The sequence below is a fragment of the Streptomyces sp. A01 genome (assembly GCF_059026195.1).
Window position 1 is genome coordinate 130,299 of record NZ_JBWLKN010000021.1, and the last position, 11,805, is coordinate 142,103.

9 protein-coding genes and 1 pseudogene are annotated in these 11,805 nt (G+C 69.4%); 2 read left to right on the top strand and 8 right to left on the bottom strand.

Features of this window, described 5'->3' with window-relative positions; all coding sequences use genetic code 11:
- Positions 1–251 precede the first annotated feature (251 nt).
- The 4 genes from AC5P1B_RS25860 to miaA form a co-directional block, all read right to left on the bottom strand.
- Entirely contained in the window at positions 252–3,650 is a 3,399-nt protein-coding gene (locus AC5P1B_RS25860) for an HD domain-containing protein (protein ID WP_493890072.1), read from the bottom strand.
- A 217-nt stretch (positions 3,651–3,867) separates the two neighbouring features.
- On the bottom strand, positions 3,868–4,791 hold the full coding sequence (gene dapF, locus AC5P1B_RS25865) for a diaminopimelate epimerase (RefSeq protein WP_493890073.1): 924 nt from the start codon (positions 4,789–4,791) through the stop codon (positions 3,868–3,870).
- Between the two features lie 155 nt (positions 4,792–4,946).
- A complete protein-coding gene (locus AC5P1B_RS25870; protein WP_493890075.1) occupies positions 4,947–5,441 on the bottom strand; it encodes a hypothetical protein in 495 nt (164 codons plus the stop codon).
- Positions 5,442–5,549: 108 nt separating this feature from the next.
- Positions 5,550–6,500, bottom strand: a complete 951-nt coding sequence (gene miaA / locus AC5P1B_RS25875) for a tRNA (adenosine(37)-N6)-dimethylallyltransferase MiaA (protein WP_493890076.1) — start codon at positions 6,498–6,500, stop codon at positions 5,550–5,552.
- A gap of 317 nt (positions 6,501–6,817) precedes the next feature.
- Between miaA and AC5P1B_RS25880 the strand changes: the two genes are divergently transcribed.
- Both AC5P1B_RS25880 and AC5P1B_RS25885 read left to right on the top strand, forming a co-directional pair.
- On the top strand, positions 6,818–7,021 hold the full coding sequence (locus tag AC5P1B_RS25880; RefSeq protein ID WP_493890077.1) for a gliding motility protein: 204 nt from the start codon (positions 6,818–6,820) through the stop codon (positions 7,019–7,021).
- A gap of 33 nt (positions 7,022–7,054) precedes the next feature.
- A complete protein-coding gene (locus AC5P1B_RS25885; RefSeq protein WP_493890079.1) occupies positions 7,055–7,297 on the top strand; it encodes an antitoxin in 243 nt (80 codons plus the stop codon).
- A gap of 320 nt (positions 7,298–7,617) precedes the next feature.
- Here AC5P1B_RS25885 and AC5P1B_RS25890 read toward each other — a convergent pair whose 3' ends face one another.
- The 4 genes and pseudogenes from AC5P1B_RS25890 to AC5P1B_RS25905 all read right to left on the bottom strand — a co-directional run.
- Positions 7,618–8,331 carry a class III extradiol dioxygenase subunit B-like domain-containing protein gene (locus tag AC5P1B_RS25890; protein ID WP_493890080.1) on the bottom strand — a complete coding sequence of 238 codons (714 nt, stop codon included), beginning with the start codon at positions 8,329–8,331 and terminating at the stop codon, positions 7,618–7,620.
- Between the two features lie 9 nt (positions 8,332–8,340).
- The gene (locus tag AC5P1B_RS25895; RefSeq protein ID WP_493890081.1) at positions 8,341–8,619 is read right to left on the bottom strand and encodes a hypothetical protein; all 279 of its coding nucleotides are present in this window, start codon (positions 8,617–8,619) and stop codon (positions 8,341–8,343) included.
- A gap of 107 nt (positions 8,620–8,726) precedes the next feature.
- Entirely contained in the window at positions 8,727–10,247 is a 1,521-nt protein-coding gene (gene miaB, locus AC5P1B_RS25900) for a tRNA (N6-isopentenyl adenosine(37)-C2)-methylthiotransferase MiaB (RefSeq protein WP_493890095.1), read from the bottom strand.
- A 690-nt stretch (positions 10,248–10,937) separates the two neighbouring features.
- A pseudogene (locus tag AC5P1B_RS25905) lies at positions 10,938–11,402 on the bottom strand (recombinase family protein); the annotation flags it as partial.
- Positions 11,403–11,805: the final 403 nt, after the last annotated feature.

Consider the following 11,805-nt stretch of genomic DNA (forward strand, 5'->3'; position numbering starts at 1 on the left):
CAGCGAGCCTCGGGAAGTCGCCGTGACGCGGCGGGAGTGCACTCGAACGGGGCTCTCCGGTACGTCCTGGCGGCGTCCGCGCCCCTCCCCCGGCACACCCACAGCAAGCCCACCCCAGGCCAGACCCGGCGGGCTTACGGCTGCGGCGAGGACTCTTGTCCGCTCCAGCGACTCGCGGCAAGAAACGACGACGAGCCTGACGACTGGGGCCGCCCAGCCACAGCAGCGATCAGCAGCGACCGAGGGGGCTCCTACACGGCGCCCGCCGCCGCCATCTCGTGCCCCGCGCGCGTGACGTCGTAGACGCTCGGAACCTGCCGCATGGCGCGCATCAGTGCAGGCAGACGCCCCGCGTCGGGCAGTTGCAACGTGTAGGTGTGCCGGACGCGCTGTTCGTACGGCGGCTCAACGGCTGCGGAGATGACTGCCGCGCCCTGGGCCGCGATGGCTTCGGTCAGGTCAGCGAGCAGATGGGGCCTGCTGAACGCCTCCGCGCACAGGGTTACGCGGTAGTCGACCGTCGGCGCGTCACCGTCCTCCTGCCAGCGCACCTCGACCGGCTGGCGCCCGGCGTCGGTCATGCGCGTCACAACGGGGCACGGCGCCCGGTGCACGGTGACCACCCCGCCCCGTACGGCGAAACCGGTGACCGCGTCCGGCGGCACGGGGGTGCAGCACCCAGCCAACCGGACGGCCGCACCGGGCACGCCCGCGATCACTCCCGAACCCCGGCGCTGACCGGCCGCAGAGACGGGCGCCGCGCCGGGCGCTAAGGCTTCCCGCACCGCTCCGTCCGCCGGGCCCGGGGCTCCGTCCGCTCCCCGCGTCCGGTGCGCTCCGGCTGCTTCACGTGCTGGCGGTGCTCCGGGCGCCCCCTCAGCTCCGCCCGCCCCCTCTGCTCCGTCCTCCGACGTGCTGGGCGACAAGCCCTTGCCTCCGTGACCACCCCGCTCCGCAGCGGCGTCTGCGCTGTCGGCAGCCGCACCGCTGCCATCCGTCATGGGGGAAGGCCGCGCTACGCCGCCGCTCTCCTTGCCACCTTTTACGCCCCGTCCACGGCCGCCCCTGGTCTCGGTTCCGCGGTCGCCGCCACCTTGGGTTTCCGCATCACGGCCATCACCATCGCCGCCAGGAGCCTCATCCTCCGGAGCGTGGGCGGCAGAACCGGCAGGACCGTCGGCGCTACGGCTGTCACCACGATGACCGGCAGCGTCGTCACGGCCGGACTGCCCTGTGTCGGCGGTCGGCCGGGCGGCTCCCGAACTCTCGGTTGCCCAACCACTGGCGGTGCCTGCCGGGGACTGGCCTTGGCGGGCTTCCGAGGCGCCGGACGCGGCTGGAAACGGAGCCGGGGGCGGGGGCGGGTCGGCGGTCACGGCCGTCGGCGGGGTCGGTGTGCGGTCGCATGGTGTTACAGCGCCTCGTACGTCCCGCTCCGTGGCTTCACGGTCAGCGGGGACGGAGCCGGACGCCTCCGGGGGCGGGGCGGCTCGACGGGAAGCGGAACCGTCAGTGCGGCCGTGATCCGGTGCGGCCTGGAGAGACGAGAAGCGGCGAGCCGCGTCCCCTTCCGCCGCGTCAGTGCCCCGGGCGCCGCGCCCCGTGTCCGCCGCGTGAGCGCCCTCGTCCCCGTGCCCCGTGTCCGCCGCCCCGTGGCCCCGTGCCCTGTGCCCCGTCTCGGATCGTTTCTCCGACTGCTTCTCGGGCTGCTTCTTCGACTGCCGTGGCGAGCGCTTCGCCGGCTGCTTCGCTGACTGCTTCGCCGACTTCGTTCTTGGCTGCGGCTGGGGCCGGCTCGCTGCCCCTGGCTGCGCCTCTGGTCCTGTTTCTGTTTCTGGCTGTGCCCGCGTCACGTCGTGTTCTGTCACGCCATGCTCCGCAGCCGCGAGGTCATCGGGGAAGGGCGCATGAGGCGGATGAGCCGGGTCTGTGGGGTGGGCGCTCAGCCAGCGGGTGATCGCGATCCGTGCCGCCGGCGTGCGGGCGTGGGTCAGCCACTCTGGTGACGGCCCGGAAGAGGCTGCGTCGCGCCCGCGTGCCATCAGGAGTTCCACGCTGTCACCATCCCGCAGCGCCGTACTGAGCGTCACCAAGCGGCCGTTGACGCGTGCGCCGACGCAGGAGTGCGCTGCCTCGCCGTGCCGTGCGTAGACGGCGTCCACGCAGCTGGCACCGTCAGGGAGGCTCAACACGCGGCCGTCGGTGGAGTAGACGGTGATCTCACGGTCCTGGGCGAGATCGTCACGCAGCGATGACCAGAACGTTTCTGTGTCGGGTGTGGCTTGCTGCCAGTCGAGCAGCCGGGACAGCCAGCCGGGTCGTGTCGGGTCGGCCCGCTCGCCGTCCGCGCTCTCCCCCGCTGTCTCCGCCGCGCCGGAGGACTTCCCGCCCGCCGCGCTGTCCGTTCCCGCCGCACCGTCGGAGCCGCCAGGTGCGCTCGCATCACCGGGGTCGCCGGAACCACCAGGCCCAGTGAAGGCGCTGGAGTCGTCGGAGTTGGTGACGTACGGGTTGCCGAGCGCGACCACTCCGGCCTCGGCGACCTGATGCATCTGGTGCGTGCGGATGAGTACTTCCGCGACCGCGCCGCTCTCGCTCGCCACAGCGGTGTGCAGCGACTGGTACAGGTTGAACTTCGGTACCGCGATGAAGTCCTTGAACTCCGAGATGACCGGCGTGAAGCATGTATGCAGCTCACCGAGGACCGCGTAGCAGTCGGCGTCCTCGTTGACGAGGACGAGCAGGCGGCCGAGGCCGGAGTCGGTGAGTTCGCCGCGCTTGAGGCGGACCCGGTAGACGGAGACGATGTGCCGTGGCCGTACGTGGACCTCCGCGGCGATGCCCGCCTCCTGGAGCACCGTTCGTACGCTCTGCGCGGTGCGGGCGAGCGGGTCGGGGCGCTTGGAGTGTTCGATAATCAGTTCTCGCGTGCGCGCGTACTCTTCCGGATGCAGGATCGCGAAAACCAGGTCTTCGAGTTCGGTCTTGAGTGCCTGTACGCCAAGCCGTTCAGCGAGCGGGATCAGCACGTCGCGGGTGACCTTGGCGATCCGGACCTGCTTCTCGGGGCGCATCACGCCCAGGGTGCGCATGTTGTGCAGCCGGTCGGCGAGCTTGATCGACATCACGCGTACGTCATTGCCGGTCGCGACGAGCATTTTGCGGAACGTCTCGGGCTCGGCCGCCGCCCCGTAGTCCACCTTCTCCAGTTTGGTGACGCCGTCGACGAGATAGCAGACCTCCGCGCCGAACTCCTCCCGCACCTGGTCCAGGGTCACCTCCGTGTCCTCGACGGTGTCGTGCAGCAGCGACGCGGTCAAGGTCGTGGTCTCCGCGCCGAGTTCGGCGAGAATCAGGGTCACGGCCAGCGGGTGAGTGATGTACGGCTCACCGCTCTTGCGCATCTGCCCGCGGTGTGAGGACTCGGCGAGGACATACGCCCGGCGCAGCACGTCCAGATCGGCGCCGGGGTGGTGGCCGCGGTGCACCTTCGCCACATGCTCGATGGCGTCGGGGAACCGGCCCCGCGATGTCGGCCCCAGGAGCGCCGCCTTCCCGAATCTGCGCAGGTTTCGCAGGTCGATGAGAGGGCGGCCGCGCCTGCGGCCGAGCGAACCCTGTTCTGCGGGGTTTGTGGCCTCTGCGCTCATGGGCACCTCCGGCGGCATCGACCGGCGATGGCAGCGACTGCCGGGGGACGACCGCCCCCCGAGGCCCAAACGGGCGCCCGTGCCGGTGCTTGATGCTACCGAGCCCATCACGTGCCACTGAACTGCTCTCGCCGAGCGTGAAACAGATCACCCATTCGAGCGAGCTACTCAGCCACATGTTTTGAAAGCGGGCGACCGTGGCAAAAGCCTGTACTGCCTAGTTGAGTGCCGCCCGCAACCAGGCCGGGTCCAGCACTCCTTCGGCGACGATCACAGCGGGGCCGGTCATCTCCACGATGCCGTCCGGCCGCTCGCTGATCACCAGACGACCGCCGAGGACGTCCACGGTGTACGTCACGGGGCGGCCGATGACCGCCGGGTCGAGACCGTCGCGGCGGGCGGCGGCCACCATGACGGCGCATGCGCCGGTACCGCAGGAACGCGTCTCCCCGGCGCCCCGTTCGTGTACGCGCATGGCGACATGGTGCGGGCCCCTGTCCACGACGAACTCGATGTTCGTACCGTCCGGGTACGCGGACGCCGGCCGCACCCCCGGCTGGGTCAGCAGGTCACCCGCGTCGGCGAGATCGGCCACGAAGGACACCGCGTGCGGGTTGCCCATGTTGACGTGGAGCGCGGGCCAACTGCGATCGCCGACCGAGACAGTGACGTCGGCTTCGGGACCGGAAGGCAGCACGGCCTCGCCCATCAGCACGGTGATGTCCCCAGAGGTCTCACCCCCGGGCGCTGAGCCGCCGGGCGCCCCAGGCTTGGCGATGTGGACGTGGCGCACACCCGACCGGGTCGCGACGGCGAGATCGCCCTCCGCGGCGAGTCCCGCGTGCAGCAGGTAGCGCGCGAAGACGCGCACACCGTTGCCGCACATCTCGGCGATGCTGCCGTCACCGTTGCGGTAGTCCATGAACCATTCCGCTTCGCCGGCCATCGCCCGCGCCTCAGGGTGCGCGGCAGAGCGTACGGCGCGCAGCAGACCGTCGCCCCCGACGCCCTCGCGGCGGTCACAGATCCGCGCCACGGCGAACGGAGACAGCTCCAGGCGGCCATCCGGGTCAGGGATGATCACGAAGTCGTTCTCGGTGCCGTGTCCCTTGAGGAAGGACAGCTGCTCTGTGGCGCTCATTCCTCGATCTTACGGGCTGCCGCGGACAAACCCCGAGGCGAGCGGAGCTCGGCCCCGCCAGGGGCGCGGGGAACTGCGCGACCAGCCACGACGCACCCGCGGTCCGCCACGCGCAGGCAGGGGCTCCCCCGCCCCGCATGATCCGCAGGAACGGCCTAGCGGAGGCGGGCGACGCGCAAGATGGCCAGGGCCGCGAGCAGGCCGACGATGCCGACGTACGCCAGCACGTAGCGCCAGTCCGGCTTGCGGCCCGAGCCACGGGGCGGCAGGCCCGGCCACGTGTAGCCGACCCGGCGTGCGGCCATCAGCCCCCAGCCCGCCGCGCAGCAGCTCAGCAGCAGGCCGAGCATGGAGACGACCGCACCGCCGTCGCCGAACTCGAAGGCGAGCGGGAAGGCGAACATCAGTGAGCCGAGAATGGCGAGCCCGACGATCGGCGCGACCTGCCAGATCCGCAGCCGCCGGGGCGGGCGCAGATCGCGGAAGGACTCCGCGGGCTCGCTGAGGGGGACGTCGGTGCCCTCCTGCGCGTCCGGGCCGTCAGGAGTCAGCGGCTCCGAGTCGTTCAGCGGTTCGGAGTCGTCCAGGGCCAGTGGTTCCGCATCGTCTCGCGACGGCGTCCCTGATCTGTCGCGAGGGCTGGCCTCCATCGCCGTACGCCCTCCCCACTTTCGACATTCCGGCACGATCGAAGCTCGATGATGGCACGCCTGGAGGGCCCTCCAGGGCGCACGGAGCGTCCCGATGCCATCACGTGATCAGGCTGTGACCGCTCGTTCGACCAACGTCAGCGCGTGCGCCGGGAGTTCCCCGTGGTGCTCGGCGGCTCCGCTGAGCCAGTGCACGCGGGCGTCGCGGCGGAACCAGGAATCCTGCCGCCGTGCGAAGCGTTTCGTGGCGCGCACGGTCTCGGCCCGTGCCTCATCCTCGCTGCGCTCCCCCGCCAGCATCGCCAGGACCTGCTGGTACCCCAGGGCGCGCGAAGCGGTGCGGCCCTCGCGCAGCCCGGCGAGCTCCAGTCGGCGCACCTCGTCCACGAGCCCCGCCTCCCACATGCGGTCCACGCGTCGGGCGATTCGCTCGTCGAGCTCGGGGCGCGCCACGTCGACGCCGATCTGCACCGTGTCGTAGACGGCGCCCCGTCCGGAGTCGGCCTCGGGCAGATTGGCCGTGAAGGGGCGGCCGGTGATCTCGATGACCTCCAGGGCGCGGACGATGCGGCGGCCGTTGCTGGGCAGGATGGCCTCCGCCGCCCGGGGGTCGGCCGCGGCGAGCCGGGCATGCAGCGGCCCACTGCCGTGCTCCGCCAGCTCCGCCTCAAGCCGGGCCCGGATGGCAGGGTCGGTGCCGGGGAACTCCAGGGCGTCGATCGCGCCCCGTACGTACAGGCCGGAGCCTCCAACGAGCACCGGAGTGCGGCCTTCGGCGAGCAGCCGGTCGATCTCGGCGCGAGCCAGCCGCTGGTATTCGGCAACGCTCGCGGCCTCCGTGACGTCCCAGATGTCCAGCAGATGGTGCGGTACGCCCTGCCGCTCGGCCGGTGGGAGTTTGGCGGTGCCGATGTCCATGCCTCGGTAGAGCTGCATCGAGTCGGCGTTGATGACCTCCCCGCCGAGATGCCGGGCCAGAGCGGCCCCCAGATCGGACTTGCCCGCCGCGGTGGGACCGACGACGGCGATGACCCGCGGAGCGGGAACTGCGCTGTTCACCGGGTCAGTCTCGCAAATTTTGGGCGCAGTCCTCGAATGAGCGACGTGACGGGGGGCTGTGCGGTTCGTTGCTGTTGCGAGGTTCCGGCGGCCGGTCACGAGGCCGGGGGCTGTGAGCGGTGCGCTGGGTCGCTCCTCTCCGCCCGGTACATCGCCTTCACGAAAGACGACAGGGAGACGATATGCGCGTTTTTTCCATGTTTCGCCGTGCCCCAGGTGCGGTGAGCGGTTCGTCCGTAACGCCGGATGAGATGGCCAAGAGCGGTAGCCTGGCGACGGGATCAGTCACAGGGACCACCCAGGTCGCAGGGGCCGCTGTGGCAACGCAAGCCGCTGAGACCACGGTGACCGCACCTACGGAGCGCCATGAGCGTGACGGTGCGGCGGTGGACCCGGAGGCGGCCACGCCCACGACCACGGCGCAACAGGAGGCCAAGGCGGTGGACGGGGCCGGGATTCCCAAGCAACAGTCCGCGGCTCAGGCAGCGGACAGCGAGGCAGGGGAGGGCTCCCGTCGGTAGTCCTCCGCAAAGGGCGTAAAGGGAAGGTGGCTCATGGGTCTGCTGGACAATCTCAAGGCGAAGGCCGGTCTGCTCAAGGGCAAGGCCGGAGACCTCGCGAATCAGCACGGAGACAAGATCGAACGGGGTCTGGACAAGGCCGCGCAGAAGGCCGATGCCAAGACCAAGGGCAAGTACAGCAGCCAGATCCAGAACGGCACGGGCAAGGCCAAGGGCACCCTGGACCGGCTCGCCCAGAAGAACGACGACGGCAAGGGGCCGCAGCCGCCCCGCTGACCGCGCTGAGGGCCGCGGGGCACCGCTCCGCGGCCGCAGCCGCCCTCCCCCGGCCGGCCCGGCGGCTGCGGCTTTCCCGCGCGCCGAGCGATCAGCGATCAGCGATCAGCGATCAGCGATCAGCGATCAGCGATCAGCGATCAGCGATCAGCGATGATCCGCGCGAGCGCGGCGGCCCAGCGGGGCGGTCCGCAGCAGTGGCTCCTCACGGCCCGGCCGCGGCAGGAGCTTCCTGGCTAGGGGTCCCTTACTGCGGGGTCCCTCACTGCGGCTCGCTGACCGGAACTCCCCGCCCTGGGAATCAGCCCGGAGGCGTGGCCTCAGGACCAGGTGGCGACGAAGTAGCCGACGCCGTAGGGCGCCTCCTCGTACAGCAGCTCGCCGCGCAGGCCCGCCCCGTCCGCCGCGCCCGCGAGCACCTGCCACGGGGCGCGGCCCGCCGCTTTGAGCTCGTACGCCAGTTCCTGGTCGAGGGCGGCCAGCGCCTTCGTGTCGGCCGCCCCAAGGGCTCGCGCGACCGCGGCGTCGAACCCGGCCGCACGCTCATCGAGATACCCGGGTGCCTTGAGCGTCCGGCACGCGCTGCCGTCGCCCATCACCAGGAGCGCGACGCGCACGGCGGACAGCGCCAGTTCCCGCCCCGTCTCCGCGCACCGGTCACCGCTCAGGGGCTCACCGACGCCAAGGCCCTCCACTGGGGCGGCGCCCCAGTTGCCGCGCTCCAGCAGCCACGCACCCACCGCCAAGGACAGCGGCAGCTCGCGCTCCGTCGCTACCGCTTCGCCCGGCCCGAGCCGCACCGTGACGTCCACACCGAAGCCGTGGAAGGAACCGGCGGCGCCTTGCGGGTGTGAGCCGCGTCCCGCCTGTTCCGCTGGGCCGAGGACGACCAACAGGTCCGGCCGGGAGGCGGCTAGCACGCTGACGGCGTCCGTGCAGGCCTCGCGTAGGGAGTTCAGCTCGGGCGCGGCCCCGGCGGCGACCTTGGGAACGAGCAGCGGCGGACAGGGGCAGACGGCGGCGGCGACGAGCATGATCAAACCCTACCGGGGTGTACCAGCAGCCGGATCGGAGTCCCACAGGAGTTCAGCGATCCTGAACCGGTAGTGGTAGCTCACCGTCAGTCCCTCGCAGGCAAGAAGGAACTCGTCCCCGTCCCTGTAGACCAGCCGACGCATCAGGTTCGCCGGGTGTCGCGGCTCATATCTCATCGCGTGCCGCTGGAGCTCCGCCAGCGCCTGCTCGCGCGTGCCGCGCATGTGCGTCAGCACCGACGCTTCGCGCGTCTGGGTCTCCACGAACAGCCCCCACCACGTCGTCACGGCTCTCCCCCGTCGTCGTCAACCGGCTCGCCGGGCCAGTCCCGGGCGTGCCGGATCAGCCGTCGTCGGCCCCAGCCGGTCGTGTCACCGACCGGACGGGGCCGCGTTCAGTCGCAGCCGCAGCCGGGCGCCGAAGCGGGCTGCGGGGCGGGGGCGCCCACGGTGGGCAGCCCCAGCATCACGCCCGCGGGCTTCGTCTCCTTCACCGCGTTCCGCTTCTCCCAGGCGTCGCCCGCGCGCGTACGGCGCACGCCGCGCGCCGGTCCCTCGGCGAGCAGATGGTGCGGCGCGGCGTAGGTGATGCCGACCGTGACGACGTCACCTGGCCGCACCGGCCCCTCGGGGCGGGCGAAGTGCACGAGCCGGTTGTCGGGGGCGCGGCCGGAGAGCCGGTGGGTCGCGTCGTCCTTGCGGCCCTCTCCCTCGGCGACCAGCACGTCCAGCGTGCGGCCGATCTGCTTCTTGTTCTCCGACCAGCTGATCTCCTCCTGGAGGGCGACCAGGCGCTCGTAGCGCTCCTGCACGACCGCCTTGGGGATCTGGTCGTCCATGTCGGCGGCGGGCGTGCCGGGCCGCTTGGAGTACTGGAAGGTGAAGGCCTGCGCGAAGCGCGCCTCGCGCACCACGTGCAGCGTCTGCTCGAAGTCCGCCTCGGTCTCGCCGGGGAACCCCACGATGATGTCGGTGGAGATCGCCGCTTCGGGCATGGCGGCGCGGACCTTCTCGATGATTCCGAGGAAACGCTCCTGCCGGTACGAGCGGCGCATCGCCTTCAGCACCGTGTCCGAACCGGACTGGAGCGGCATGTGCAGCTGCGGCATGACGTTGGGCGTCTCCGCCATGGCGGCGATCACGTCGTCCGTGAAGTCACGCGGATGGGGCGAGGTGAACCGGACCCGCTCCAGACCGTCGATCTTGCCGCAGGCACGGAGCAGCTTGCTGAACGACTCCCGGTCGCCGATGTCCGAGCCGTACGCGTTGACGTTCTGCCCGAGCAGGGTGATCTCTGTGACGCCTTCGGCGACCAGCGCCTCGACCTCGGCGAGGATGTCACCGGGGCGGCGGTCCTTCTCCTTGCCGCGGAGCGCGGGGACGATGCAGAACGTGCAGGTGTTGTTGCAGCCGACGGAGATGGACACCCACGCCGCGTACGCGGACTCACGCCGGGTGGGCAGCGTCGACGGGAACGCCTCCAGCGACTCGGCGATCTCGACCTGCGCCTCTTCCTGGATGCGCGCACGCTCCAGCAGTACCGGCAGGCTGCCGATGTTGTGCGTACCGAAGACCACGTCCACCCACGGGGCCTTCTTGACGATCATGTCGCGGTCCTTCTGGGCGAGACAGCCGCCGACGGCGATCTGCATGCCGGGCCGTTTCACCTTCATCGGGGCGAGCCGACCGAGATTGCCGTACAACCGGTTGTCGGCGTTCTCCCGCACCGCGCAGGTGTTGAAGACGACAATGTCGGCTTCGCCCTCGGGATGCCCTTCAGGCGCCCGGACATAGCCGGCGCCTTCCAGGAGGCCGGAGAGCCGCTCGGAGTCGTGGACGTTCATCTGGCACCCGTAGGTGCGCACCTCGTATGTTCGATTAACATCCACTGCACTGCTCCGGTCGCCGCTGCTCATGTCCACCAGGGTAGACGGGTCCACAGGCACAGCCCGACCGCCCAACCGGTTGGCCAGATGCGGCCCCGGGGCCATCAGCACTCGCAACTCTCCCTTACCTGAGGCTCCACCCCTACCGGACTTGGGCCGGTAGGCCACGACGGTGAAGACCCCTTCTATAAGCAACCTGCGGCGGTCCTCCCAGTCCGATCGCCTCCACAGGTCTGCATACGATTCGCCGGTACCCACCCAAATCCACTCGTCGGGCCGCTGTGGCAGCAATTCCAATTCGTTGACGGCCTTCGCGTGCCCACTCATGGCGTTCAGTACCGCGTCCATCGCTGGCCCTTCGGGCACTTTGGCCAGACGATCGGTGAGGACGCCAAGCGCTTCCCTTCTTTCTTTGATCTCCTCCGTATGGTTTTCGCCGGGCATGAGAACGCTACGCTGCACCTCAATAGTCCCTAGAATTGATGGCCAGCAGACGTAAGCGGAGACGAGAGCTTCCAGTTCTTCGGCCTTCAACGCCGCTGCATCACACTGCTTCTTATTGGAGAACTCGCAGCGGTAGTACCGATACGTCTTCTCTTCTCCGTTGGCGAGCTTTTGCCGACTGCGCCACAAATGATACTTTCCCCCACAGTCACAGTAAGCGACGTCGAGCAATGGGGCAGCACCCTCAGTGCGAGTACGCGTCGCCTTCTGCATAATGACCTGGAGTCGCGACCACTCTTCCTTGGTGACCATGGCTGGCCCAACCCGAATCGGAGTACCATCGTCACCGTAAACCACCTTCCCCTCATGAGACATGAGGCCCCGCAGGGTATGGGAAGTCAGGATGTTCCTGATGGTCTCCGTGCACCATTGGGCCCGCCTTTTCCGTGGCGGCTTTTTCCGTTGCACCCTTCGATAGTCCAATGGAGCAAGCACCCCGCTACGCTCAAACTCGATGCAGATGCTATTCATCGAATCGCCGCGCAGGATGCGCTTAATCATTTCACGAACGTAGGCGTAGGCAGAAGCCTGGGCATCACCGATAGGCGCGCTGTCGAAATCTATTTGCAACCCCTCACGAGGTGGGCAGTCACAAGCATGCCAATCACATGACTCCACATGGCGCCGCGCCGACACGGTCTTGTACCCGTAGACCGGATCTCCTCCAGTCCAACGCCCCATGAGCCGCTTCTCTGCCGTCCCATTCAGAACGCGCAAACGAGTAGTCGCGGCCTCCAGTTCAGCGAACACAACGATAATTTGGGCCAAAGCCCGACCAATGGGCGTACTCAGATCGACGGCCTCGTGGCGTGTCTGCCTGCGATCACGCCCGGAGCACCCAACTACCCATCACCCGTTGATGAGATGATGAGTAGTTTCTCTGTGGTGCCGGACACATCTTGTCCCAGAGGGCACCAGAGGACATGTACATAATTAATGGCGGGGGTTTTATATACCCCCGCCAGACTGACTTCTGGTAGCTCCCAGGCCGCCTGCAAGCGGCCTAGTACTCCAGTCGCAGTTCGGTATCACCGCTGGTCAGGGCCGGGTTTCTGAGTGTACTCGGCTGATGTGCCGTCATGTT

Bases quoted from the DNA above. Each gene is read 5' to 3' on its own strand.
- AC5P1B_RS25860 (WP_493890072.1), bottom strand. From the start codon at position 3,650: ATGAGCGCAGAGGCCACAAACCCCGCAGAACAGGGTTCGCTCGGCCGC.
- dapF (WP_493890073.1), bottom strand. From the start codon at position 4,791: ATGAGCGCCACAGAGCAGCTGTCCTTCCTCAAGGGACACGGCACCGAG.
- AC5P1B_RS25870 (WP_493890075.1), bottom strand. From the start codon at position 5,441: ATGGAGGCCAGCCCTCGCGACAGATCAGGGACGCCGTCGCGAGACGAT.
- AC5P1B_RS25885 (WP_493890079.1), top strand. From the start codon at position 7,055: ATGGGTCTGCTGGACAATCTCAAGGCGAAGGCCGGTCTGCTCAAGGGC.
- AC5P1B_RS25890 (WP_493890080.1), bottom strand. From the start codon at position 8,331: ATGCTCGTCGCCGCCGCCGTCTGCCCCTGTCCGCCGCTGCTCGTTCCC.
- miaB (WP_493890095.1), bottom strand. From the start codon at position 10,247: ATGAGCAGCGGCGACCGGAGCAGTGCAGTGGATGTTAATCGAACATAC.